Origin of the sequence: Mesosutterella faecium (assembly GCF_022809315.2) — a bacterium.
Classification (GTDB): Bacteria; Pseudomonadota; Gammaproteobacteria; order Burkholderiales; family Burkholderiaceae_F; genus Mesosutterella; species Mesosutterella faecium.
Window position 1 is genome coordinate 1,824,043 of sequence record NZ_JAKZJU020000001.1, and the last position, 24,879, is coordinate 1,848,921.

Annotated in this window: 20 protein-coding genes and 1 riboswitch; of the genes, 9 read left to right on the forward strand and 11 right to left on the reverse strand. The window is 65.7% G+C overall.

What is annotated here, in order from left to right:
• Positions 1 to 41: 41 nt before the first annotated feature.
• Entirely contained in the window at positions 42 to 1,643 is a 1,602-nt protein-coding gene (locus tag MUN46_RS08385) for an amidohydrolase (RefSeq protein WP_243376399.1), read from the reverse strand.
• A 327-nt stretch (positions 1,644 to 1,970) separates the two neighbouring features.
• On the opposite strand from MUN46_RS08385, the gene leuE reads away from it, so the two are divergent.
• Complete coding sequence (gene leuE, locus MUN46_RS08390) at positions 1,971 to 2,612, forward strand: leucine efflux protein LeuE (protein WP_243376400.1); 642 nt, start codon at positions 1,971 to 1,973, stop codon at positions 2,610 to 2,612.
• A gap of 154 nt (positions 2,613 to 2,766) precedes the next feature.
• Here the strand turns inward: leuE and MUN46_RS08395 are convergent, their stop codons facing one another.
• Positions 2,767 to 3,885, reverse strand: coding sequence for a porin (locus MUN46_RS08395; protein ID WP_243376401.1), 1,119 nt, complete (start codon positions 3,883 to 3,885; stop codon positions 2,767 to 2,769).
• A 371-nt stretch (positions 3,886 to 4,256) separates the two neighbouring features.
• Here MUN46_RS08395 and MUN46_RS08400 point away from each other — a divergent pair, with 371 nt between their 5' ends.
• The 3 genes from MUN46_RS08400 to MUN46_RS08410 all read left to right on the forward strand — a co-directional run bounded on the left by MUN46_RS08400 (position 4,257) and on the right by MUN46_RS08410 (position 7,373).
• Complete coding sequence (locus tag MUN46_RS08400) at positions 4,257 to 5,672, forward strand: flavocytochrome c (protein WP_243376402.1); 1,416 nt, start codon at positions 4,257 to 4,259, stop codon at positions 5,670 to 5,672.
• 270 nt (positions 5,673 to 5,942) lie between these two features.
• A complete protein-coding gene (locus MUN46_RS08405; protein WP_243376403.1) occupies positions 5,943 to 6,290 on the forward strand; it encodes a NifB/NifX family molybdenum-iron cluster-binding protein in 348 nt (115 codons plus the stop codon).
• A 159-nt stretch (positions 6,291 to 6,449) separates the two neighbouring features.
• Positions 6,450 to 7,373 (forward strand): poly(ethylene terephthalate) hydrolase family protein, encoded by a 924-nt coding sequence (locus MUN46_RS08410; RefSeq protein ID WP_243376404.1) that lies wholly within the window; start codon positions 6,450 to 6,452, stop codon positions 7,371 to 7,373.
• Positions 7,374 to 7,512: 139 nt separating this feature from the next.
• Here the strand turns inward: MUN46_RS08410 and MUN46_RS08415 are convergent, their stop codons facing one another.
• A complete protein-coding gene (locus MUN46_RS08415; protein WP_243376405.1) occupies positions 7,513 to 9,000 on the reverse strand; it encodes a lyase family protein in 1,488 nt (495 codons plus the stop codon).
• A gap of 162 nt (positions 9,001 to 9,162) precedes the next feature.
• Here MUN46_RS08415 and MUN46_RS08420 point away from each other — a divergent pair, with 162 nt between their 5' ends.
• Positions 9,163 to 10,122, forward strand: a complete 960-nt coding sequence (locus MUN46_RS08420) for a LysR family transcriptional regulator (RefSeq protein WP_243376406.1) — start codon at positions 9,163 to 9,165, stop codon at positions 10,120 to 10,122.
• 144 nt (positions 10,123 to 10,266) lie between these two features.
• Entirely contained in the window at positions 10,267 to 11,655 is a 1,389-nt protein-coding gene (dcuC, locus tag MUN46_RS08425; RefSeq protein ID WP_243376407.1) for a C4-dicarboxylate transporter DcuC, read from the forward strand.
• Positions 11,656 to 11,731: 76 nt separating this feature from the next.
• Here dcuC and MUN46_RS08430 read toward each other — a convergent pair whose 3' ends face one another.
• Positions 11,732 to 13,066, reverse strand: a complete 1,335-nt coding sequence (locus MUN46_RS08430; RefSeq protein ID WP_243376408.1) for an NAD(P)/FAD-dependent oxidoreductase — start codon at positions 13,064 to 13,066, stop codon at positions 11,732 to 11,734.
• 207 nt (positions 13,067 to 13,273) lie between these two features.
• On the opposite strand from MUN46_RS08430, the gene MUN46_RS08435 reads away from it, so the two are divergent.
• Entirely contained in the window at positions 13,274 to 14,389 is a 1,116-nt protein-coding gene (locus MUN46_RS08435) for a M20 family metallopeptidase (protein WP_243376409.1), read from the forward strand.
• Positions 14,390 to 14,460: 71 nt separating this feature from the next.
• On the opposite strand, the gene MUN46_RS08440 is transcribed toward MUN46_RS08435, so the two are convergent.
• The 3 genes from MUN46_RS08440 to MUN46_RS08450 all read right to left on the reverse strand — a co-directional run bounded on the left by MUN46_RS08440 (position 14,461) and on the right by MUN46_RS08450 (position 16,564).
• Positions 14,461 to 14,670, reverse strand: a complete 210-nt coding sequence (locus MUN46_RS08440) for a hypothetical protein (protein WP_243376410.1) — start codon at positions 14,668 to 14,670, stop codon at positions 14,461 to 14,463.
• Positions 14,671 to 14,988: 318 nt separating this feature from the next.
• The gene (locus tag MUN46_RS08445; protein WP_243376411.1) at positions 14,989 to 15,339 is read right to left on the reverse strand and encodes a hypothetical protein; all 351 of its coding nucleotides are present in this window, start codon (positions 15,337 to 15,339) and stop codon (positions 14,989 to 14,991) included.
• A gap of 634 nt (positions 15,340 to 15,973) precedes the next feature.
• The gene (locus tag MUN46_RS08450; protein WP_243376412.1) at positions 15,974 to 16,564 is read right to left on the reverse strand and encodes a hypothetical protein; all 591 of its coding nucleotides are present in this window, start codon (positions 16,562 to 16,564) and stop codon (positions 15,974 to 15,976) included.
• 360 nt (positions 16,565 to 16,924) lie between these two features.
• Between MUN46_RS08450 and MUN46_RS08455 the strand changes: the two genes are divergently transcribed.
• Positions 16,925 to 17,416: a hypothetical protein gene (locus MUN46_RS08455; RefSeq protein ID WP_243376413.1), complete on the forward strand. Its 492-nt coding sequence runs from the start codon at positions 16,925 to 16,927 to the stop codon at positions 17,414 to 17,416.
• 281 nt (positions 17,417 to 17,697) lie between these two features.
• Here MUN46_RS08455 and MUN46_RS08460 read toward each other — a convergent pair whose 3' ends face one another.
• The 4 genes from MUN46_RS08460 to MUN46_RS08475 all read right to left on the reverse strand — a co-directional run bounded on the left by MUN46_RS08460 (position 17,698) and on the right by MUN46_RS08475 (position 23,628).
• Positions 17,698 to 18,879 (reverse strand): MFS transporter, encoded by a 1,182-nt coding sequence (locus tag MUN46_RS08460; RefSeq protein WP_243376414.1) that lies wholly within the window; start codon positions 18,877 to 18,879, stop codon positions 17,698 to 17,700.
• A 15-nt stretch (positions 18,880 to 18,894) separates the two neighbouring features.
• Positions 18,895 to 20,421, reverse strand: coding sequence for a UxaA family hydrolase (locus MUN46_RS08465; RefSeq protein ID WP_243376415.1), 1,527 nt, complete (start codon positions 20,419 to 20,421; stop codon positions 18,895 to 18,897).
• Between the two features lie 388 nt (positions 20,422 to 20,809).
• Positions 20,810 to 22,675, reverse strand: coding sequence for a phosphomethylpyrimidine synthase ThiC (gene thiC, locus MUN46_RS08470; protein ID WP_281069856.1), 1,866 nt, complete (start codon positions 22,673 to 22,675; stop codon positions 20,810 to 20,812).
• Between the two features lie 85 nt (positions 22,676 to 22,760).
• Positions 22,761 to 22,864: riboswitch (TPP riboswitch) on the reverse strand.
• 14 nt (positions 22,865 to 22,878) lie between these two features.
• Positions 22,879 to 23,628: a FadR/GntR family transcriptional regulator gene (locus tag MUN46_RS08475; RefSeq protein ID WP_243376416.1), complete on the reverse strand. Its 750-nt coding sequence runs from the start codon at positions 23,626 to 23,628 to the stop codon at positions 22,879 to 22,881.
• Between the two features lie 331 nt (positions 23,629 to 23,959).
• Between MUN46_RS08475 and MUN46_RS08480 the strand changes: the two genes are divergently transcribed.
• Positions 23,960 to 24,877, forward strand: coding sequence for a fumarate hydratase (locus MUN46_RS08480; RefSeq protein ID WP_243376417.1), 918 nt, complete (start codon positions 23,960 to 23,962; stop codon positions 24,875 to 24,877).
• Positions 24,878 to 24,879 lie beyond the last annotated feature (2 nt).

The following is a 24,879-nucleotide window of genomic DNA, read 5'->3' on the forward strand; positions in this document are numbered from 1 at the left end:
GGCCGGGCCAAAGGGAAAGGGCCTCTTTCCGCTTCCCGTTCTCAGCCCTCGGTGTAGACGAGCCTTCCCGCGTGGTAGAAGGAGGCGATCCGGACCGTGTCGAGAGCTTCCGGCTCTATCGCGAAGGGGTCGTCCGAGAGCACGCTGAAGTCCGCCTCAAACCCCGGGGCGATCATCCCCACGGGGTCTTCGAAGGAAAGGAGCTTTGCGGCCCCGCCCGTGTAGCGGTAGAGCGCCTCGCCCACGGAGACCGCCTGGTCCGGGTTGATCGAGACGCCGTTGTAGGTGCGGCGCAGCACCGCGGCCTTCACCGAAACGAACACGTTCTCCGGATCCATCCAGGTGGTGGCCGGAGCGTCGGAGGAAAGCGCGAAGGGCACGCCGCTCTCGACGAGCGAGCGCACCGGGTACATGCGCGCGAACACCTCGGGGACGAGCGCCTGCTCGTAGCCCTCGTACTCGGCGAAGGCGAAGATGATCTGCGTGGTGAGGCCGTAGTTCACGGCCTGGCGGCGGATCTGCTCGAGCTGGCGCTTCGTGATGAGGGAGACGTGCTCGAGGCGGACGCTGGGAACCCGCTCGAGCCAGCCCTTCTTCCCTTCGAAGAAATCGACGATCCGCTGGATCGAGAGGTCGCCCATCACGTGGATCGAGACCTGAATCCCGTTTCGCTTCGCGTACTCGACCGCGGCCGCAAGCACGGGGAGCTCCAGCGTGCACATGCCGTGCGAGGAGCTGCCCTTGTAGGGCTCGTCCACCCAGGCGGTCTGCCCGGAAATGGAGCCGTCGGCGAAAAGCTTGATGCCTTCCACGCGGATGCGGCCGGTCTTTTCATCCTCGGTGAGGTCGGGCATCCCTCTGGGGTCGTCGCCGCCCGTCCAGATGCGGTAGAGCCCGGCCTGCGTGTAGAGCCCCCGCCCGGCCGCCGCCCGGAAGACGCGGAGCGTGTCGGTCTCGCCCCCGGTTTTCGCCATCATCTCGGTGATCGCCGCATAGCCGCGCTCCCGGTAGTGCGGAGCGCACTCGGCCATCGCCCGCACGGCGTTCTCGAAGTCCGGGCGCTCGATCGCGCGCTGGATCAGGCGGTTCGCGGAGAGCTCGGTGAAGACGCCGTTCGGCTCCCCGTCGGGGTCGTGCCCGATTTTCCCGCCCTGGGGATCGGGGGTGTCGCGCGTGATGCCGGCCAACTCAAGGGCCCGCGTGTTGCAGACCCCGGAGTGCACGTCGGAGCGCAGCAGGTAGACGGGCTGGGTGGTGCTCACGCGGTCCAGGTCGTGGCGCGTGGGCGTCCTGTGCTCGGCGAGCTTGCTCTCGTCGTGCCCCCAGCCCATGATCCAGTCATTCGGGCCGCGCCCGAAGTTCGGGTGCTTCCTGAGCGCCTCGAGGATCTCGGCGATGCTGTGCACCGCGGGGATCGTGCAGGGCACCGCGTGAATCGTCTGCGCGACGAGCAGCGGGTGCGTGTGCGCCTCGATGAAGCCCGGCACCACCGCGGCGCCGCCCAGGTCCACCGCGCCGGGCTCGGGCGCGCCCTCGAGCCTGCCCACCCAGGCGAAGCGCCCGTTCTTGATCCGGAAGGCGTCCGCGAACTTGTCCGGCCCCTCGCCGGTGAAAACCTTCGCATTGAAATAAAGGCTGTCCATTTATGCCCGTCCTCTTTTTTACGCTGCGGCAGAAAGACAAAAACACAGAAATTTGAATATAATCCCGTTGCGCTCAGGCCGCACGCGGCCTGGAACGCGCGTCAGATTGGAAGACAGGAAAAAGCAGGTCTTTCCCTCTTTTGAATGCATTCAGTCCCAAGAGATCCCGCCCGCGGACCACGCCGGCAGCTCTTCTCCTGATGAATGCGTAAGAACGGAGCGGAGCGGCCGGCGGTGAAAAGCGGTCGGGCGAGAAACCGAATCCGCTTTTTTTATTGTCCGCGGCCCTTCCGGGCGAAGACCGAAGGCCGCGAGGAGTCCTGTCCCATGCTTGAAAATCTCGGCGTCGTCAACCTCTGGACCTACGCGCTCGGCGCGCTCGTGCTTGTGCTCATGCCCGGCCCCAACTCTCTTTTCGTTCTCAAAACGAGCGTGACCAAAGGCGCCCCCAGCGCCATGCAGGCCGCCTGCGCGGTCTTTCTGGGCGACGCCATCCTCATCGCCTGCGCGTTCCTCGGGATCGCCTCGATCCTGCAGGCCCACCCCGCGCTTTTCACCGCGGTGCGGTTCGCGGGCGCGGGCTACCTCGCCTGGCTGGGGCTTGGCGCGCTCGCGAGAACCATGAGGCGGCGCGGCCGCGCGCCGCAGGAGGGCGCCGCCCCGTCCTCCGGAGGGAAGGCTCCCTTTAAGACCGCGCTCCTTCTTTCCGTCACGAACCCGAAGGCGATCCTCTTTTACGTCTCGTTTTTCGTCCAGTTCATCGACCCGGCCTACCCGAGACCCTGGGTGCCCTACCTCGTGCTCGCCTCGATTCTCGAGGCCTTCAGCGTGCTCTATATGAGCAGCCTCGCCTTCGCGGGCTCGAGGATCAGCCGTCTGGTCGCCGCCCGCCCCGGGCTCGGCCGGCTGGGCAGCGCGCTCGAAGGCTCCCTTTTCCTCGGGTTCGCGGGCAAGATCGCAAGCCTCTGAAAGCCGCGCGCAATCCGGAGCCCCGACAGTTTAAGAGCCGCCTTCCCCGGCAAGGGAAAGGCGGCTCTTTCTGACTTTCAAAAGCCTTCAGGCGGGGAGCGGCCGGGAGGAGTTCCTTTCGGCCGCCTGCCCCGCGGCAGGCTTTACGCCCCCATTAGAAGCGGTGCACCAGGCCCACCATGACGGAGGTCGCGTTCGGGGTCTGATCCTTCAGATCGTCCTTTTCCTGAGCGTAGGTCGCAGCGCCGTAGACATTGGTGCGCTTCGAGAACGGATAGGTGTAGGCGAGGCCCACGCCAAAGCGCTTGTACTCCTCGTCGCCCTTCACGCCCTCGGCGTCGCGGTAGCCCACCTGAGCGAGGAAGTTGCCGCCGAAGGCGGGCACCTTGGCGCCAACCGACACGCCCCAGCCTTCGTAGCCCTCATTGGCGAGCGTGGCGGTGTGCTTCACGTCGCCCAGCGTGAGGTTGGCGAGGCCCTTGCGCACGATCGCCTGGTTGTCGAAGTAGTTGGCCTGCGCGTAAAGGGTCATGAAGCCGAAGTTGTAGTTGCCGCCGAGCAGGATGCTGTAGCCGTTGTCGGTGTTGGCGGTGTTGCCGCTGTTCTTCCACATCGTGTAGTCAGCGAGCAGCACGCCGTGGAAGGCACCGGCCTTGTAGTTGAGGCCCAGGGCTGCGTAGCGGTCGGCAGAGGCCTTGTTCTCAACGCCGGTGGTGTTGGAGACCTGGTCGGTCTTGAAGGAGTACTCGGCCGTGAGGCTCAGGCCGCCGACCGCGGGGGTGCGGTAGGCGATCGTGTTGTCGGTGCGGCCCCAGTCGGTGCCGGTGAAGTACTCGACGCCCGCGTCGCCGTAGAGGACGCCAAACGGGGTGACCGCAGAGCCCATGGCGATGGAGCCCGCGGTGCTCGTCACCTTGCCCAGGCGCCCGGCGTAGAGCGTGCCGTAGGAGCCCGAGACGTTCACGGAAGCTTCACGGCCGAAGAGACGGCTCATCGTCTGCGTGCCGTCGTCGGTGTTCATGCCCGACTCCAGCGTGAAGCCCACCTTCACGCCGTTGCCGAGGTCCTCAGAACCGCGCAGACCCCAGCGGGAGCCGGCGGCCTGGCTGCTCTTCATCGAGAAGGTGTCGGTGGAGTCCGTGCCGTCGTCGGCGCGGTAGTGGGTGTAGTTCACGCCCGTGTCGATCAGGCCGTAGAGCGTGACCGAGGGGGCAGCGTAGGCCGAAGTGGCGAAAGCGCCCGCGAGGACGGCCGCAACGAGAGACTTTTTCATTTTTTCTCCTTCGTGATGATCTGTAAAACTTGTAGATCGAAACCAGGGCCGCCGCTGAGGATGACAGCCCTGGAAACATTCGGATCATACCCACTTATTGATTGCGCACAAAGGCAGTGTTGTTTTTACGCAACACACTTTTACCTATTTTTTCTCTTTTTTCTCAATACAGTTAGATGAGTGTCCTTCCGATGAAGCGGCTTTAAATGTAAATTTCCATAAATACCTATTTGGTAGTATTTTTAAGCCCGCGCTCTTCTTTATAATCACATCTGTTTCAGTTTGCGCACTGTACCCCCGGGGCACAGAGGCAGATTTCAACCGGCGGGCTCTTTCGCTGCAAAGAGGCCGCCTCCAATAGTGGAGAGATGATGAAGAAGATTGTTCTTGCTTTAGCCGTTGCTGCGGCTTTCGGCACCGCGAACGCGGCCCAGAATGTGAACACCGATGTGGTCGTGGTCGGCGCGGGCGGCGCGGGCCTTGCTTCCGCGGTCGAGGCCCACGACCTCGGCGCCAAGGTGATCGTGGTCGAGAAGATGGCCTTCCCGGGCGGCAACACGACGCGCGCCGCCGGCGGCCTGAACGCTGCCGCGACGCCCCTGCAGCAGGCCAAGGGCATCTACGACACCCCCGAAATCATGTTCTACGACACGATGAAGGGCGGCCACTGGAAAAACAATCCGGACCTCGTCCGTACTCTGGCCGAGCACGCGAAGGACTCCGTCGACTGGCTGCTCGCCCTGGGCGGCGACTTCCATGACGTGGGCCTCATGGCCGGCGCGACCCGTCCCCGCACGCACCGCCCGACCGGCGGCGCCCTGGTGGGACCGGAGGTGATCCGCACGCTCTACACCGCCGCTGAAAACCGCAAGATCGACATCCGCGTGAACACCCGCGCCGAGTCGATCAACAAGGCGAACGGCAAGGTGACCGGCATCACCGTGAAGGGTCCGGACGGCGAGTACACGATCAACGCGAAGGCCGTGGTGATCGCGGCCGGCGGCTTCGGCGCGAACAACGCGATGGTCGCCTCCTACGTGCCGCGCCTGAAGGGCTTCTCCACCACGAACCATCCCGGCGCGACCGGCGACGGCCTGAAGATGGCTGAAAAGGCGGGCGCTGCCCTGATCGACATGACCGAAATCCAGACCCACCCGACCGTGGTTCCGGGTGACGGCACGATGATCACCGAGGCCGTGCGCGGCAACGGCGCCATCCTCGTCAACAACGAGGGCAAGCGCTTCTACAACGAGCTCGAGACCCGCGACAAGGTTTCCGCCGCGATCCTCAAGCAGCCCGGCAAGACCGCCTGGCTCTTCTTCGACTCCGACATGCAGAAGTCCCTGAAGGCGACCAACGGCTACATCAAGCAGAAGTACTGCCTGAGCGCCAACACGCTCGATGAGCTCGCCGCCAAGATGAAGGTCCCGGCCGCCGCCCTCAAGGCGACGCTCAAGGACTACGGCGCCGCCGTGGCCGCGAAGAGCGACAAGCAGTTCGGCCGCGAGAACCTTCCGCGCGCCCTCAACAAGGCCCCGTTCTACGCGATCACCATCACCCCGGCCGTGCACCACACGATGGGCGGCGTGAAGATCGACACGAAGACCCAGGTCTATGACACCACCGGGCGCGTGATTCCGGGCCTCTTCGCCGCGGGCGAAGTGACCGGCGGCGTGCACGGCGGCAACCGCCTCGGCGGCAACGCCCAGGCCGACATCGTGACCTTCGGCCACATCGCGGGCCAGCAGGCCTACATCTACAGCCGCACCTCGCAGCTGAAGAAGTAAGACCAGGAACTCCCTGCGGGCGCTCTCTCTGGAGGGCGTCCGCAGGGACTCTCCAAAGGGGCGCGCCGGATCCTTCCGGGGCGCCCCTTTTCCATTGGGCCCGGAAGCCGCCCTTCCGCTTGGGAAAGAGCCTCCCGCCCGGTAACAGTCCTGTGAGTTCGGAACAGCCGCTTCTATGGGAAAGCGAGCCTGAAGGAAAGCTCCGGCCGGCGCGGTCTCAGGCATAGAATCCCCCCTATCGAAACCACCTGCTTAGAAAAGGAGTCTGTCATGAAGATTGCCGTTCCCGTCGAAGGCGAAGAGATTTTCCAGCATTTCGGCCGCGCCCCGGCCTTCAAGGTCTACGAGGTTGAAAACGGTGCCGTGAAGGCCTCGTCCCTCGTCGCCTCCCAGGGCACGGGCCACACCGCAAAGTCCGCGGACCTCGCGGCCGTGAAGCCCGACGTGGTGATCTGCGGCGGCATCGGCACCGGAGCCGTCGCCGCGGTCGAGTCCTCGGGCGCGAAGCTCGTGGCCGGGGCCTCAGGCCGGGCCGACGACGCCGTGAGCGCCTACCTCGCCGGGCGGCTCGAGAACCGGGAAGACGCCGTCCACGCGTGCGGCTGCGGCTGCCACTGATCTTTTCAAAGTCTTAAAAGCCCCGGGGCTTTTTCAGCGCTCCCGGCTCACCGCTTCTCCTAAAAGGCGCGGCGCTTCCCAGCCGCGTGCGTCAAGGGAGCCTCGGCCGGGAGTTTTTTGCGTTTAAAGAACATCACCAATTGGGAGGGCAACTGCCCCATGCATTCTTTATTTGGCCGGGCCAGGAGGCTTGTGCAGGGGGTGCTGGCTCTTTGCAGCCTGTCCGCCCTCTTCTCCGCCCCCGGGGCCGCCCTGGGCTCGGCGGTTCCCGACCGGTATGAGACCGCCGTGAAGACGCAGGCGCCCCTGGAGCAGAAATATCTCCGGCCAGGGCCTTTTCCCACGGCAAACCTAGAGCATCCGGTCCCTGAGAAATGGAAGAAGTACATCGTCTGGTATCCGGCCGGCCTCGCTGAAGCGGAGAAAGCCCGCCCGGTTCTCGTCCTATGCAACGGAACAGGCGTGCGCGCCTCGAGCGCCGCGGCCATGATGAGGCATTTCGCCTCCTGGGGCTTCATTATCCTCGGCAGCGAGGACGAGAACTCCTGGGAAGGTCTGTCCGCACAGAAGAGCCTCGAGTGGCTGCTCGCGGAAAACGAGAGGAAGGGCAGCGTTTTCTACCGCCGCGTCGACCGGAAAGCGGTCGGCGCCTTCGGACACTCCCAGGGAGGCGTGGGCGCCGTCAACGCCGTAACGGTCCAGCCCGGCCGCCGGCTTTACAAGGCGGCCGCAGTCGAGTCGCCCACCGGGCTGCCCCTGGCCCGGAACCTCAAATGGACCTATGCCCCTGAGAAGGTGGAGATCCCGGTCTTCTACCTCGCGGGCAGCGGATTCTTCGACAGCCGGATCATCATCCCGCCCCAGGAGCTGCTGCGCCTTTTCGAGCTTTCCTCCCGAAGCCCCTTCAGAGTCATGGCCATTCGCAGGGAGTCCGACCACGGAGAGATGCTCTACAAAGCCGACGGCTACGTGACCGCCTGGTTCCTCTACTGGCTGCAGGGCGACAAGGCGGCCGGCGCCGTGTTCAGAAAAGGAGGCGAGCTAGCCCGTAATCCGCTCTACGAGAAGGTGAGGATCGAATAGGATTACACGGCTTCTCTCCGCCCGGGGGCAGGCGGGGCGACCCCGTATTTTTTCCTCCCGGCGCGTCCTGCGGCCCCCAAAAGGATGCTGGGGCGCCGCATCTGAAAGGCATCGCCCCCGGCCCGCCTGCACCTCCTTTTTACGCGCAGAGCGCCGTGAAGTCTTTCTCCAGCCGGCTCTCGGCCGCCTGCAGCTTCGACTCGACCCCGCCCGTCCAGGCCTCGTCGGCCTGAAGGCGCTCCCGGGCTCCCTTCGAGAGCCGCTCGAGCTCCGGGGCCTGCGGGCCGCCCTCGGTGCGCCGTCCCTCGACGATCGCACGGGGGTCGAGCGTCTCCCGAAAGTCCTTCTCGCCAAAGGGGAACTCTTTCGGAATGCCGGCAAGCCCCTCTTTTTCAACCATGCCCTCGTAGACCGCCTTCGCTTCCGAGTAGCTCAGCGTGAGCGGCGTGAGCGACCTCTGCCTCGCGTAGGTGACCAGTTCGCTCGCGAACCTGTGGCCCTCCCTGAAGGGGATGCCGAAGCGCTGCATCATCACGTCGGCGATGTTCTGCGAGGCGGTCCAGTCGAGGTTGAGCTCCTCGAGCGCACGCTCCGCGTTCACGCGCAGCAGCCCCAGCACCCCGGCGAAGGCCTCGAGCACACGCGCCGCGTCAGCGAGGATCGTGCGGTTAAGCTGCTCGTCCTTCACGTCGTACATGCCGGGGGCGAGGTCGTGCGCGCGGAAAAGGATGGAGGAGACGCGGCCGAGGACCTCGTTTGCGTCGCGCCGGACGTCGATCAGGCTGCCCGGGTTCCGTTTCTGCGGCATGGCCGAGGAGGCGTAGGTGCTCGTCACGAGGATCCAGGGGCGGGGCTGCGCGTACTGCGTCATCACGTCCTGAATGAACTGGGTGACGTGAAGCAGCGGTCCGGCGAGCTTGAGCCCCGCCTCGACCGGCACGTCCACCGCCGAAATCTGCCCCGCGTCGTAGGCGTTGTCCACGATGCCGTCAAAGCCCAGGTACGAGGCCATCGCGCGGCGGTCGAGCGGCCAGGGCGTGCCGTTGAGCACCGTGGTGCCCATGGGCGAGAGGTTGAGCCGGGCCCAGAACTCGCGCAGGCTGTCGAAATCGCGCCTGAAGCCCTCAAGGTGCCCGAGCCAGGCGTGTGCGAGGCTGTCGGGCTGGGCGGCCACGCCGTTCGTGTAGCAGGGGACGATCGTCGAGCGGTTTTCATCGCAGAGCCGCAGCAGCGCCGCGCGCACGCGGTTGAGCGCCTTCATCAGCGCAAGCGTCTCGTCGCGGATCATCGCCCGCTGGAAGGTCGCGTGCATGTCCTGGGAGGAGCGGCCCGCGTGCATCAGCGTCACCTCGATCCCGGCCTCGGCCACAAGCAGCGGCTCGTAGCGCACGTACATCCGGGGCCGCGGGCTGCCGGGCTTCGCGGCCCGCGCGATCACGCGCTTCAGGGCCCGGCACCAGGCGGGCACCTTCGAGCGGTCGAGGAGCCCGAGCCGCGTGTTGACGACAAAAGTCGCCTTGTTGATCTGCGAGAGCCAGAAAAACTCGTCCCGGGGCGGCTCGCCGCTCCAGGGCTCGAGATCGGAGAGCCGGCCGGCCTCGCCGGTTGAAGGAACACCTAACGCCATTGTCAATTCTCCTGGATACGTTGGACAAGCCGCCCCGCCGAAGGGGACAGCGCGGCATCAGTATGCGGCCTTTTGCTTTTGTTCTGAAGGTCAATAAAAACAAAAATAAATTATCATTAATGGCAAATCAACCCCGGACATCGGTAAGGAGCCTCCCCCGCTATGCGCAGAGACATGAACCTCGAAAGCTGGCGCGTCTTCGCGGCCGTGGCCCGCTCAGGCGGGATCACCGCGGCCTCGTCCGCGCTCGGCATGGACCCGCCCGCGATCAGCCGCGTGCTCTCCTCGCTGGAAAAGGCGGTGGGCGGCGCGCCGCTTTTCGACCGCAGCAGCCACTCGCTCGCGCTCACCGAAAGCGGGCGCCTCGCCCTGCAGACCGCCGAGCAGATGCTCACGCTGCACGACGAGCTGATGCGGGGCCTGCAGACCGACACCGAGCAGATGAGCGGCACGGTCCGGGTGGGGATTCCGCAGGCGGTTCTGCAGGACTTCGCGATGCCCTTTCTCGTCGACTTCGCCCGGCGCTACCCGGAGATCCATCTCGAGGCAAGCGAGTACAGCCAGGGCCTGCCCGTGAGCTTCGCCTCGCCTTCGGGGCCGCTTGACGTCGTCATTTCCTTCGGCCCCGACCCCGCGCACCCGAACTTCGTGCAGATCCACTACGGCACGGGCCGCACCATCGCCTGCGCCTCCCCGGTCTATCTCGCGCGCTACGGCGTCCCGAAAACTCCCGAAGACCTCATCCGCCACATCGGCGTGCGGTTCAACAGCCCGCTGCGCGGGACGTTGCGCGAGCTGCGGCAGGGCGGCCGCACGGTGCCGCTGCGCTTCGATCGCGAGCTTTCCTTCAACTCCGTCATGACCGCGAAGGCGGCCGTCCTGATCGGCGCGGGCATCCAGCCCGACATGGCCGACATCCACTGCTACCGGGAAATCATGAAGGGCTCCCTCGTCCCGGTCCTCAAGGACTGGAGGGGCGAGCCGCTCGACCTCTACATCTACACCCGGCCCGAAATCCTGCGCTTCAGGCGCGTGAAGACCTTCATCGGCGAGTTCCGCCGGAAAATCACCGAGACGCTGCGCCTGCGCGACGAGGCGCTGCGGGTCTGCGGCCTGCTCTGAGCCCCCTTCTTTTAGCAGAAAGCACAAATCATTCTTAAGTCTTTTGCCATTGTTTGAAAAACCGCCCGCCGCGATCATTGCTTCCGTGCCATCGCCGGAGGGGGCCGCATGCCGCCCCCGCGGTCCAAACAAAGGAGAGACTCAATGAACGAACTCATGCCCTACCTCGCGCTGCTTGTGGTGGTGCTCACAGGCGTCGGGATCGTAAAAAAACTCCAGGTGAACATCCTGCTGCTCTTTGCGGGACTCGCCCTCAACCTGCTCGCCATCCTGGGCGGCGTGGACAACCTGATGCCCAAGGGGGCCCGCTCCACGGGCTTCATCGGGTTCGACCTCTTCGCGCTGCTTTCGGCGCTCTCGCGCAACCAGGCGGCCACCACGGGCTTCATCATCCTCGTGGCCGGCGGCTTCGCGGCCTACATGGACCAGATCGGGGCGACCGACAAGCTCGTGAGCGTGTGCATGAAGCCGCTGCAGAAGCTTCACGCGAACCCCTTTCTGATCCTGGGCGCGGTCTTCGTGATGGGGAACCTCCTCGGGCTCGTCGTCACCTCCGCGGCCGGCATGGCGATGCTGCTTGCCGTCTCGGTCTATCCGCTGCTGATCGGCATCGGCGTCTCCGGAGTGGCCGCGGCCGCTGTGATCGGCTCGGTGCTTGTGATCAGCTACGCCCCGTCCTCGGCTATCGCGGTGCTCTCGGCCACCACGGCCGGCGTGGACCCCATGACGTACCTGATCCACTACCAGCTGCCCGTCGCAGTGCCCGCGATCCTCGCCACCGCGGTCTGCCACGTGCTCGTGCAGTCCTGGTACGACCGCAGGGACGCCGCCCGGGGGCTGCTCGTCAAAATCGACCCGAAGACGGTCGCTGAAAAGGCGGACCGCGCGGCCGGCAAGCCCTGGTTTTACGCGCTGCTGCCGATCGCGCCGATCGTGATGCTCTTCATCTTCAACAAGATGGTCTACAAGACGGTCGTCCTCGATGTCGCGACCGCAATGTTCATGGGCTGGGTGTTCGCGATCCTGGTCGACCTCGCCTGCCGCCGCAATCTCGTCGAGTGCTTCAAGGACGGCTTCGCGATGTTCAAGGGCATGGGCCACATGATGCAGAGCGTCGTGGGCCTCATCTTCGTGGCTGCGCTCTTTGCCGCGGGGCTGAAGAACGCGGGGCTCGTGTCGCTGCTCATTGACGCGGCCCGGGGCGCGGGCTTCGGCATGACCGGAACGGGCCTTGTCGTCTCGGCCGTGATCGGCATCGTCACCGTGCTCACGGGCTCGGGCGTCGCCTCCTTCACCGGACTCGTGCCGATCGCCCCGCAGGTGGCCGGAAGCCTCGGAGGCGACCCCGCGGTGCTCGCGATGATGATGCAGCTCTCAAGCGAGTTCCTCCGCCCGCTCTCGCCCGTGGCCGGCGTCATCATCATCGTGGCGGGCTTCGCCGGGGTCTCTCCCCTCACCGTCGTGCGCCGCACCTGGCTGCCGTGCCTCGCGGGGCTCGCGGTCGCGCTCGCCCTCACCATCCTCCTCTTCTAATAGGCCGAGTCTTTCAGCGGGCGGGAGCGGGGCCGCTCCCGTCCGCCGCCTGGCCTTCCCGCTCCCCCTCTCTTTTTCACGCCTGGCCGCCCGGGGCGGCTTCCCCGCCCCGCGGCTTCCCTTCCTGCGGCTCCTCGAGGGGCCTTGGCCTCGGCCGCAGGATCAGCCTCAGGCTCTGCGCGTAGGTGAAGTAGTTCCAGATCCAGTTCAGGAGCACGAAGAACTTGTTCTTCACGCCGAGAATCGGGCGCAGGTGCACGACAAGCCACAACGTCCAGGCCGGCAGCCCCCCGAACTTCATCCGCCCGATTTCGGCCACGGCGCGCTTCCGCCCGATCGTGGCCATCGTGCCGAGGTTCCGGTAGACGAAGGGCTGCATCGCCCCGCCCTTTTCCTTCCGCTCGAGGTTGCGCGCAAGAAGCGAGGCCTGCTGCAGGGCCGCCTGCGCGAGCTGCGGGTGTCCGTCCTTCCATTCGGGGTCGCCCAGGACCAGGCTCTGGTCGCCGATCGCAAAGACGTCCTCCAGCCCCCGCACCCGGCAGCAGCGGTCGGTGAGGATGCGCCCGCCGCGGCCGAGCGCCCCGGGAGGCAGCCCCTCGACCGGAACCGCCCGGATCCCGCTCACCCAGATCACGGTGGCCGATTCCAGGGTCCCTCCGCCCGCGCTCACCACGCCGTTCCTGCAGTCCGTCACCCGCCAGCCGTTGTGCACGTGCACGCCCATCTTAAGGAGGTCCTTCTCGGCCCTGGCCGACGAGGCGGGATCCATCGACTTGAGCAGCCTCGGGCCGGAATTGAGAAGGTGAATGTGCATGCGGCCCGCGAGATCCGGATAGTCCCTCGGCACGACGTCCTTCTTCATTTCGGCGAGCGCCCCGGCGATCTCCACCCCCGAGGGGCCGCCGCCCACGATGACGAAGTTCAGGTACCGCTCCCGCTTCTGCGGGTCCTCCTCGGTCTGCGCGCGCTCGAGGGCGAGAAGGATGCGGTTTCTCAGCACCATCGCGTCCTCGACGGTCTTCATCGGCAGGGCCTCCCGCTCGATGCCGGCCTGGCCGAAGAAATTCGTCTCGCCGCCCATCGCGAGCACCAGATAGTCGTAGCCGATGGGGCCCACCGAGGTGAGGAGCACTTTGGCGCCGGGGTCGACCCCGCGGACCTCCGCCATCCGGAAGAGGCAGTCACGGCAGCCCTGGAAGAGGCGGCGCAGCGGAAAGGAGATGCTGCTCGGCTCAAGCCCTGCCGAAGCCACCTGGTAGATCAGAGGCGAAAACTGGCTGTAATTGTTCCGGTCGACCGCCACGACCTGGAAGCCGCGGCCGCGCAGCTCCATGGCGAGCCTCAGGCCGCCAAGGCCCGCGCCCGCGATGACGACGCGGGGCATCCCGTTGGTTCTGATGTTGGCTTTCATTTCTGATGGAGGCACTTAAAGATGTATTTTCGATACCTCTAATATGCCATGAGCCGGCATGACCCGTCAGGGAAAAATGCGCGCTCTTCAGCGAATAAGGATTCTTTCTAGCCGGGCTGAGCACGGGCCGGCGCTTCTTCCCCGGAAATTCCGCGGGCGTGTATGCTCCTCAGTCATTCAAATCCTTTTTTTTGAGGAGGAGGCACCATGTCACTGCTCGAAGACTACATCCGAGACCTGAAGGAAATCGTGAATTTTGACAGCGGCACCGGAAACGCCGCGGGCGTCACCCGCGCCGCCGGCATCATGCAGCGCCACTACGAGTCGATCGGCTTCAAGGCCGAGCTCGTCGACCTGGGCGAAGAGGTCGGGCGCGGGATGCTCGCCGTGAACAAGCCCGGGGCCGCGCACTACGACGTCCTTCTCAACGCCCACCTCGACACGGTCTTCCCGGACGGGACCGCGGCCGAGCGCCCCTTCAGGCTCGAAGGCGACCGGATCACGGGTCCGGGCTGCATGGACTGCAAGGGCGGCGTCATGGCCTTTTACTATGCGCTGAAGACCCTGCCGCGGGAGACGCTGGACCGGCTTTCCATCGCGGTCGCCTGCAACCCGGACGAGGAGACGGGCTCGAAGAACTCCCACGAATGGCTCTCCGGGCTCGCGAAGAAATCCTCCTGCGCGCTCGTGGGCGAGCCGGGGCGTCCGAACAACGCGCTCATCCGCTCGAGAAAAGGCATCGAAGGCTACATCGTGAGCTTCACGGGCCGGGCCGCGCACGCGGGCAACAACCCCGAGCAGGGGCGCGACGCGAACCTCGCCATGATGCGCTTCACGCTCGAGGCGGTGAAGTTAAACGACCTGCCCGCCGGGGTGTCGGTGAGCGCGACGCTCGTGAAGGGCGGCACGATCCAGAACTCGATCTCGGACACGGCGGAGGTCTATTTCGACACCCGCTTTAAGACCGACGAGCAGGGCGCGGCGCTCGACCGCGCGATGCGCGCGCTCGCCGCGAAGAGCTGGGGCGACGGGATCGGCGTCACCCTCCGAACCGACCACGGCAGGCCCGCGATGCCCTACTCGGATCTGAGCCGCCCGCTCGTCGAAAAGATCACCGAGGCGGCCCGCAAGGCGGGGTTTGAGCCGCTGTGGGCCGACGCGGGCGGCGGCTCGGACGCAAGCTACATGGCCCGTGCCGGCATTCCCGCCGTGGACGGCTGCGGCCCCGCGGGCGGCGGCGCGCACTCGAAGAACGAATACATGCTCGTGAACACGATCGAGCAGAGGATCGCGATGATCCGCAACTTCCTCGCTTCGCTCTAAGGCGCCGCCCCCCAAAAGCGCGGGCAGGCTCCGCTGCCCGCGCGTGCTTTTCCTCCTCAGGCGCCCGGGCTTTACTTGAAGAGCGCCTTGAGGAGGTCGAGCAGCCCGAAGGTCGTGCGGCTGTAGGCCCGGTTGTAGAGGGCTTTCTTCGGGTGCAGGAGGCCCATGCCGCGCCGCCCGTACCCGGGAATCAGGGCCCGCTTGACTGACCTTTTGAGCCTCCCCGTCGTCCGCGCGCTGATGCTCGCCTTGAGCGAGGGCTTTCTGAATCCGATTTTCATTGATCCGCTCCTTTCCGCCGCCTGACTCGACCGACGCGGCGCTTCGTGTCCTCGGGACCGCGGCCTCCCTTTTCCTTTTCGTTCACCGCTTTCAGCGGTCCTGGCCTGCCCCGGGGCTGCCCGGCAGCCGGAGCCTCCGAAGGCGGCGGCAGTCCCATTGCCGCTCTCAGCCCTCTATGATGTCGCTGCTGCGCCTTCTGCCGTAGCTCGAAGCGAGGTGCATGGGGTCCAGGCCCTGAAGCTCCATGAGCTTGCACTGCCTCGTCTCAATGCGGTTCACGCGGCAGAGGATCTCGGTCAGCTTGGACTCGATGCGGTCTAGCTGCTCAGCAAGCCGAGCTTTCTCAAATCGATTTTCGCCGTCAGAACCACATTGAGAGGCAGATTGTTCGCCCCGGTGCCGCTCATCGAAACCCACGCCATAAAAATCGCCATCACGCATTGCTTCGCTTCCTTCCGCGTTTTAAATCTCAAGAGAGCGTCTTCGTCATTCTCCGCTCCGGGCGTGGACATCCTCACCCCCCAGCTGCCGGAGGACTTGTCCTGAGCCACGGAGCCCACCAGCACTCCGTCGACCCAGTAATGCTCCGCCGTTCCGCCGCCCTTCTCCCATCCGGACGTGCGGTCCGGGCGGAGGAATAAGGGCACATCAAAGTCCACAGCGTTCAAGTTGCTTCTCTCCCTGTTTGCGCAGCCTCCCTGATGCCATCTGGCACCCGGGCGGCCGCAGCCGTTGCCCGATCTATGTAGCATACGCCCCATCTTTCTTAAACGACGAGTTCGCGCCGCCAGAAGGCCGCGGCGAAGCCTTAAAGCCGCTCCTTCCGATCCACGAAAAGCATGGGGCCGCGCCCTGTCCAACCCCGGGAACCTGCAGACAAAAGAAAAGTCCTCGGCCGGAATCCGCCCTTCCGGCTCTTTTCCGGCAATGCTGCAAGGAGCGCCCCGCCCCTGCCCGGCTCCGGGACGAAGCCCCGGCATGCGCCGATGCCCGTTGGAAAGCCAGCCGGCGGGATGTGGGCGCCGCTGTCTCTCCGGCTTTCCGAAAGAGGCCCGCGCTCTGACGCGAAGGGCATGACAAGCCTGGCTAAAAGCCCAGGCCCGGTTTCTATTTGCAGCATCTCCGGAAGTGCGGCTTGGCCTGGCCGCTGCCTATCATTTTGATGAGGATGCCGATCGGGAGAAAAAGATGCTTGCCCGCTGCGGCATTCGGCGCGGCGGGCTTGTCCCCGCCAGGGAGTTGAAGCTTTTGAAGGAGTCCGGTTCCGTCCAGTAATTGACAGGGGAGGCTTTCCCCTCAAGCTCAGGGCTTTTTCTTTTCGAGCGCCGCGGCCGCGCAGCGCGCGATCCGCTCGAGTGCCTTCGCGTCGCAAAGGGCGGCGTCGATCAGGCTTTCGCGCTCTCCCTCCGTGAGGCTTGTTCCGGCGAAGGCCGTTTTCGCGCGGGAAACAAAGCGCGCAAAGGCTTTCTTCTCCTGCCCCGCGAGCAGCAGCTGCCGGTACTCGGACGTCGCCCTGGGACTTGCCTTCTCTTCGCCTGAGAGATCGGAGGAAGCCCAGTTTTCCGCGCAGATCGTCGCAGAAAGCGCCGCCTTAAGAGGCACACCGCCCACGCCGGAGACCGGGATGAAAGCGCCGGCAAGCGCCGCGGTCTCCTGAATCAGGAGGCTCTCGGCCCGCGGCTGCAGGCTGTAGGAGCGCTCGATCCCGCGGGTGAGGCGCACCGCGGCCCTCAGCAGCACGTGCGCGGCCCGCAGCTCGGGCTCCTCCAGGACTTTCTCCTCGCCGCTTCGCCTGAGCTCATCCTTTACAAACTGCGCGGACAATCTGTAGTTGAGCAGTCTGTGGTAGGTGTACCGCTCGAAAAAACCGGTGATGAAGCGCAAGGAGGGCATGAAAAACTCCCGGAGAGAAACTGTGCCAATCCTGTAGGAGGCTATCCTCATTCTAAAGATAAAGCAAACCGAAAAACCAAGGAACCTAGAAGCGCCCCGGGCGGAGGACGCGCTTCACGCCTTGTGAAAAGTCCTCCGTTCGTGCATACTTAGGCTGAAAATCAGGCCGCCAGCCAACAAGTAAGATTCACCGGAAGACCCGGAGCACCGCTGCAGGCGCGGTGAAGAGGAAAGGGACAATGCGGCCCCGGCTTCCGCCGGCAGGATCCCGCCGCGCTCACGAGAAGATACCGCTGTTTTGCACCGTCCGCGCCCTGCGCCGCCCGGACGCCCTCGTTTCAATATTGGGAGAAAGAAGACATGGCACTTCCCTACAACTGGGACATTGCAACGCTAGACGAACTCATGGAGTATTACGCGGACTACGAAGGGGTGGACCTGCAGTCGCTGCCCGACCGGCTCGAGGATGAAAACGCGCCCGTGCCCGTGCGCTATGAAAAATACCTGGACTACAACGGCTCCTGGATCGAGCGGCGCTTCTACCCGGTCGAGGCGCTCAAGGTGCTGCTCTGGAAGGGAGACCTCGTGCCCTCGAGCGGGCTCGAAAACCTGCTCGACCTGCCCCGGTCCGACATCGAGAAGCTGCACCGGTACGCCTTCTGCCGGCCGGTCGGCATCAACCGGCGCGGCGAATGGCTGTTCGACGCGGACTACATGCTCAAATGCCGCAAGGCCTGGCTCGCGGAAAAGGAAGGCGGGGATCCGAGGCGCTTCGGGGTGAAGCCCGCGGGCCCGAAGGAGGCGGAGTTCAACTGGTTCTCGCTGGACTTCAAGGCGAGGGATCCGGACTGACCGGAGCGCGCAAAGGCCGGAAAGAGAAGGCCGCCGGGAAAGGAAACGGCCCTTGCCCCGGCGGCGCACAGTTTTTAATTATGTCACAGGCAACCCGGCGGAAACAATAGAGATTTTCTATATGGCGGAAAACAGTCCCCCATGCGATACTTTTCTCGTGGCCGGAGAAAAGGCGCGGATGGTGAAAGCATCGCGGGCCGCTCTTCCGGCAATAAAAGCCCCGGGCTGAAAGCGCCATTTTGGTCTGCTATCCCTAAACCCCGGGGCTTTTTCATGCCCGCTTATTTCTTCGCAAGGGGCTTGGGCTCCTCCAGGGCCTGCGAGCGGCCTATCGTCTGCGCAAAGAGCGCGGCCGCGCCCAGCGAGCCCGCCATCGCCATGAAAATCCAGAAAACGCCGGCCACGGAGGCGAGGGCCCCGAAGGCGAGCGGCAGCGCGGCGTGCCCGGCCTGGGTGAGCATCGAGCGCAGCCCGATCGCCTCGCCGGTGCGCCCCGCGGGACTCTGCGTCTGCAGCAGGCTCATCACGTTGGGCTGGCTCGCCCCGAGCCCGGTGCCCAGCACGAAGGCGCAGGCCAGCAGCGGCGGCATCGAGGTGAAGAAGGGGAACAGGAAGTAGGCGGCCGCCCCCATCAGCATCACGAAGACCATGAACTGCCACTCGCTCACGCGCCCGGAGACAAACGGCATCACGAGGCGCACGAAGAAGGTCGCGGCGTAGAACGTGCCCACGAGCCAGCCGATTTCGGTCGCGGTGAGCCCGACGGCGTTCCCGTAGACCGGAAAGACGAAGGTCTGCAGGTCCCAGGCGATCGTCACCATCGCGGAAATGATGAGAACGTTTCGCACGGGCGGATGGCGAAAGAGGTCGAACGCCCCGGTCTTCTTTTTGCCCGCCTTGCGCCCGGGAGCGCGGGGAAGGCGGCGCGAGAGGTCGATCGCGGCGGCAAGCCCGAGGAGCGCCACGGCAGCGCCCAGCGCAAAGGCCGCCTGATGGCCCGCGCGGTCGATCACAAAGCCCGCGGCGATCGGGCCGGCAAAGCCCGCGGCGGCGGTGGCGGTCGCAAGCCAGGCGAAATTGGCAAGCCGCGTCTCAGGGGAAGAGAGAGCGCCGATCATCCTCTGCGAGGAGAGCGACGCCGACATGAGCCCGACGCCTGCAAAGCAGCAGCCCAGCCCGAGCGGCACGAGGCCGAAGCTTCCGGTCGGGAGCGCCGCGGGGATGGCAAGCCCCAGCAGCGTGAAAATGCCGGCCACGAGCACGGGCTTTCGCTCGCCCTCCCGGTCGATCCAGCGCCCCCAGGAGAGCGACAGCAGCGCCGGGAAGACGGCGAGCAGGCTGATCAGGACGCCCACGGCAAGGCTTCCGTAGCCGTGTGCGAGGGCGTCCAGGCTCGAGCCCATGCGGATGATGGAAAAGCTGAAGGTGAGGAGCGCGACGGCGAGGTAGATTCGATTTCTCATTTTTGCGCCGCCTGGTTAAATCGTCGGACCCGTGGTCCAGATGTTCATCGAGTTCACGTAGCCGCAGCGCTCGGCTGCCGTCGGCTCGCCCCCGCAGGCCCGCATCAGCGCGTCAAACACGCGCCGCGCGGCCTCTTCGAGCGGCTCGGTCCCGTCGATCACGCCCGCGACCGAGCAGTCCATGTGCCCGCGCATCAGGCTCCAGGTCCGGGCGTTGCCCGTCACCTTGACGACCGGAACGAAGGGAAAGCCCTGCGGCGCCCCGCGGCCGGTCGCAAAGAGGATCGCGCTGCAGCCGGCCGCCGCAAGACCCGTGAGCATCTCGGGCTCGCGCCCCGGCGCGTCCATCATCGTGAGCCCCGGGGCCTCGGAGACCGCCCCGTAGGGGACGACGGCCTGAAAGACCGCGCTGCCCGCCTTCGCAAGGGCCCCCAGGGACTTCTCCTCGATCGTGGTGAGGCCGCCCGCGATGTTGCCGCGGGTGGGCTGACCGCCGCGCATGTCGACCCCCATCGCGCGCGCCCTCGCCTCCATGGCGGCGACCGCTTCGAAAATGGAGCGGGCCACCTGGGGGTTCGCAGCCCGGCGGGCTGCGATGTGCTCCGCCCCCATGAATTCCGTGGTCTCCCCGATCACGACCCGCGCGCCGGCGTGAACAAGCGTGTCCACCACGCGTCCGATCGCCGGATTGGCCGAAAGCCCCTGGGTCGTGTCCGAGGAGCCGCACTTAAGCCCCACGCGAAGCTTGGCGATCGGAACCGGAACGGGCTTCGCCTCGATTTTCTCCCAGAGCCGCCCGACCGCCCCGCGGATCTTTTCTACCGAAGCTTCGAGCCCCCCTTCCTTCTGCAGCACGACAAGCTCGACCGGGCGGCCGCTGCGGCGGATCTCCTCCGCGACCCACTCCGAGCGGACGCTCTCGCAGCCGAGGCTCACGAGCACGACGGCCCCGAGGTTGGGGCTCCTGCCAAGGTTCACGAGCACGCGCTCGACCTGCCGCACGTCGGGCGCAGTCTGCGAGCAGCCCTGCTGGTGCGTGAACAGGGCGGCGTGGGGCGAGGCGGCGCGAAGCACGACGTCGTTTACGCAGGCCACGGCGGCCAGCACTCCCACGAAGTTCCGGGTGCCCGCCGTCCCGTCAGGCCTCGGATAGCCCTGGAAAGTGAGCCCCCGGGCGTCAAAAAGAGGGGGCTCCAGGGCGGCCCGGCCGGGATAGAAGGTCTCAGGCAGAGATTCGCCCGGACGCTTCTCGCCGGATGCCGCGGCCAGGTCGCCGCGGCCGCGCTCGCTTTCCAGGTTCTGCACGTGGACCCAGGCGCCGGGCTCGATGTCCGCGGCGGCGCGCCCGATCTCCTCGCCGTACTTCAGCACGGGCCCGCCCTTTGAGATCCGGACGAGCGAGGCCTTGTGGCCGAAAGGCACGTCTTCGAGAAGCCGGACCGGGGCAGCCCCCCGCACTACAAGCCCCTCTCCCTTCCTGCCGTCAGAAAGCAGCGTCGCCACGTTGTCGCGCGCGCTGATCCGAATGCCGGTTGCGCCCATAGGATCCTCCCCTTCTTTTTGTCGTATCGGGAAATTTATAAGCAGACTTCAGCCATCATAACGCCTGGCCTCCGGCGCACCCAAAGAAATCTCCTTCCAAACTTCCCTGTCTTTTTTCTGCCTTCTGCCGCTCTTGCGGCGGGGAAACGGCGCTTTAGGGCCTGGCCCCGTACTCCTTCTGCTTTTCGGTGCCTTCGTTCTTGTCTTTGAAGCGGGCCGGAGAGCCTCCTCGCCCAGGGCTTTGCCCCGCCCGGGCGGGCTTTGCGCGCAGCGGCAGCCCAGGGCCTGCGCGGGAAGACCGGCAGCGGACGGCCGGCTCTGCGGCCGGACGGCCCGCTCCCCGCGCAGTCTTAAAGCGCGAAGCCCTGGAAGCGGCCGGGCTTTTTTTTCAGCGCCCGGAGGGGGCCCGTCCCGCCAGCCCCTCCTTCAGGGCCCACTGCCTCACCTCTTCGCTGATCCGCATCGAGCAGAACTTCGGGCCGCACATGGAGCAGAAGTGCGCCTTTTTCATGCTCTCCTTCGGCAGCGTCTCGTCGTGCATGGCAAGCGCCTTCTCGGGGTCGAACCCCAGGTGGAACTGGTCGAGCCACCGGAATTCGAACCGCGCCTTGCTCATCGCGTTGTCGCGGATCTGCGCCCCGGGCAGCCCCTTGGCGAGGTCGGCCGCGTGGGCCGCGATCTTGTAGGCCACGATCCCCTCGCGGACGTCCTCGCGGTCAGGCAGCCCCAGGTGCTCCTTGGGGGTGACGTAGCAGAGCATCGCCGTGCCCCGCCAGCCGATCATCGCCGCCCCGATTGCGCTCGTGATGTGGTCGTAGCCCGGCGCGCAGTCCATCGTGAGAGGCCCGAGCGTGTAGAAGGGAGCCTCGTCGCAGGCGGCGAGCTCGTCCTCGACGTTTTCCATCACGCGCTGCATCGGGATGTGGCCCGGACCCTCGATCAACACCTGGACGTCGCGGGAGCGCGCCACCCGCGCGAGTTCGCCAAGCGTCCGCAGCTCCGCCTTCTGCGCGGCGTCGCACGCGTCGTAGATGGAGCCCGGGCGCAGCCCGTCGCCCAGGCTCACCGCGATGTCGTAGCGGCGCAGGATCTCGCAGATCTCCTCGAAGTGGCTGTAGAGGAAGTTCTCCTCGCGGTGCGCGATGCACCAGCCCGCCATGATGGAGCCCCCGCGCGAGACGATGCCGGTGAGCCTCGGGAGGGTGAGCGGGATGTGCTCAAGCCTCAGGCCCGCATGGATCGTGAAATAGTCCACGCCCTGCTCGGCCTGCTCGATGAGGGTGTCGCGGTACACCTCCCAGGAGAGGTCGGAAGCGACGCCCTTCACCTTTTCAAGCGCCTGGTAGAGCGGCACCGTCCCGATCGGCACGGGACTGTTGCGGAGAATCCACTCGCGCGTCTCGTGAATGTGGCGCCCGGTGGAGAGGTCCATCACCGTGTCGGCTCCCCAGCGGACCGACCAAAGCATCTTGGAGACCTCGCCCGCGATGCCGGAGGAGACCGCGGAAGTGCCGATGTTCGCGTTGATCTTCGTGAGGAAGCTGCGGCCGATCAGCATCGGCTCGGACTCCGGGTGGTTGATGTTGGCGGGCAGCACCGCGCGCCCGGCCGCAATCTCGCGCCGAACGAATTCTCCCGTCACCTCGGGCGGGATCTCCGCCTCGAAGGGGCGGCCCGGGTGCTGCGCGAGAAGAAGCCGGCGCTCTTCGGGCGGCAGCTTTTGGAGGCTTTCCTCGTAGGCCCGGCGGTTCATGTTCTCGCGGACCGCGGCGAACTCCATTTCCGGAGTCACGATGCCCGCCTTCGCGTAGTGCAGCTGCGTGACGCTGCGGCCCCCGCGGGCCTGGCGGATGGGCCTCGTGCGGTTAAAGCGCAGGGGGGCTGCTTCGCTGTCCGCCTCGCACTCGCGCCCGAAGCGGCTGGCAGGAGCCGCGGTCGTCTCCGTGTCCCCGCGCTCTTCAATCCAGGGCTCGCGCAGCGCCGGAAGCCCCCGCGCGATGTCCACCTTCTTCTCCGGATCCCCGAAGTCGCCCGACGTGTCGTAGAGGAACACCGGGGGGTTCACTTCGACGCGCCCGTCGGGCAGCTGCGTCTGATCCTGGTCGACCGCCCTCATGGGCACGAGGATGTCGGGGCGGGAGCCGCGGACGTAGACGCGGCGGCTGCCCGGCAGGGGCCCCAGCCCCTGAAGCAGCGTCTCGTCGGGGCGGGGCTCCGCGCGTCCTTCGGGATGGATTTCGATCTTGTCAGTCATGGGGATCTCCTTTTCATGCGTGTCTGCTTTTCGAAGGAAATCCCGGCGGAAAACCCTGCAGATGCAGGGCGCAGGGCCGATGCCCTGCGCGTCCGGGGCGTTTTCCTTCGGCGGTATTGGCCGCATCAGGTTCGCGGGTCTTTCTCAACCGAAGGCCTGCGCAGCCTTCCGGTACCCCGAACGCCTCTTTCGTGTTCAGCGCGTTATTTTAGGCTTCCGCGGCTGTACTTCCAGCCGCGGGCCTTCTGCTCGCGGATGAGCTCGGCCTTCGCCCCCTCGAGATGCTCGCGCATGAGCCGCGCGGCAAGCTCCTCGTCGTGGACGGCGATCGCCTCGCAGATGCGGCCGTGGAAGGCGACCGACTCGCGGCGGCGCGCCTCGGTGGAGAGCGTGAGATGGAAGGAGTAGCGCTGGACCTCGGCGAAGAAGCTGTTCACGATCTGGATCATGCGGTTGCCGCCGATCGCGATCACCTTGCGGTGGAACTGCGCCCAGGCGCTCTCGCGCGCATCAACATCGGAGTCCGGGGAGTTCGAGGCCGCCACATACCCCCGCAGCTCCCTCACGTCCGCTTCGGTCGCGCGGCGCGCGGCAAGTCTTGCGGAATAGCTTTCAAGCTGAATCCGCAGGTCGAAGAGGTCGAGGATCGACTCGACGGAAAGCGGCGCGAGGAAGGGGCCGATCTTCGAGAAGACGGCCCCGGGGTCGGCCCTCTGCACGACCACGCCCCGGCCCCTCTCCTGCTTCACGATGCCCACGTACTCGAGCGCCTTGATCGCCTCGCGCACCGGCACGCGGCTCACGCCGAGCGACTCGGAGAGCTCGCGCTCGGAGGGCAGGATGGACTCCGGTGCGTACTCCCCGGAGAGGATGCGCTCGCGCAGTATCTCCGCCGTCTGGCGAAACAGCGGCGTGGAATCACGATCGAGATGCACCTGGGCTTTCGTCTGCATGTCCTTCCTTTTTTGAGATTGAATGCGAAATGTCCGCGGACCAGATAATCTGATTAGTTTATTACGCCTGTAGGCGATGGCCTCGTCCCTTTGTAGTATACTGGTATACCGTTGGAAACGCGCGGATGACCGCCAGCGCATGGGACCCTGCGGCAGTTTCAGAAACTGAAAATGAAGGTTTTTGAAATGAAAGGCGCTCAAGGGTTTTAGGCCTCTACTTTCGGCGGACCCATCTACGTAGAATGAACCGGTGTCAGCGGGAGCGGAGGGCTTTTTTTGAGGCCTCGCTCCCGCCGAATCCAGAACAACCCTAAAAACTAGTGAGGACGACATGAGTGTCCTTGAATTACCCTACTCCCAGGTTTTCGACCTCCTGCACAAAATGTGCACGACCGTCTCGCCCGACTGCCTGAGCCTGATGAAGAAAAGCGCGGCGAAGGAAACCAACGCCGAGGCTAAGACCTTCCTCGAGACCATGCTGAAGAACGTCGAGCTCGCCGGCCAGAAGGACAAGCCGGTGTGCCAGTCGCCGGGATTCCCCTCGGTGTGGATCCGCTGGGGCGAGGCCGTGCAGCCGAACCTGACCAACCTGATGGGCAACATCACGAAGGCCGTGATCGAAGCGACCAAGCAGGGCTACATCCGCCCCTCGATCGTGCACCCGCTCACCCGCTTCAACCCGGGCGACTCCTCGGGCAAGGGCGTGCCGAACTACGAGCTGCGCTATGAGAAGGACCTCCCCTACTGCGAGATCGTGGTGAGCGCGAAGGGCTGCGGCGCGGAGCTGCCGAACGTCGCGAAGATCCTCACCCCGGCCACCCTCGGCAAGAACTACTCGGGCCTCAAGAAGCTCGTGCTCGACACCGTGGTCGGCAACAACGGCTTCATGGGCGCGCGCGGCTATCCCTGCCCGCCCTTCTCGCTGGGCATCGGCCTGGGCGGCCAGATGGACGTCGCGGCCAAGCTCTCGCGCGAGGCGATCTCCACCCGCAACTGGCTCGACCACAACCCCGATCCGCTCTTTGACGAGCTCGAGCAGGAGCTGCTCGCCGACATCAACAAGCTGGGCAACGGCCCGGCGGGCATCGGCGGCGACACCACGGCCCTGGCCGTGAAGATCGGCTGGGCCTGCACCCACACCGCGATCTGCCCGGTGGTCATCAACTTCCACTGCTGGGTCGCCCGCCGCTTCGGCATCCGCTTCTATCCGGACGGCCACACTGAAGAACTGTTCCAGGCTGGAGAATAAGA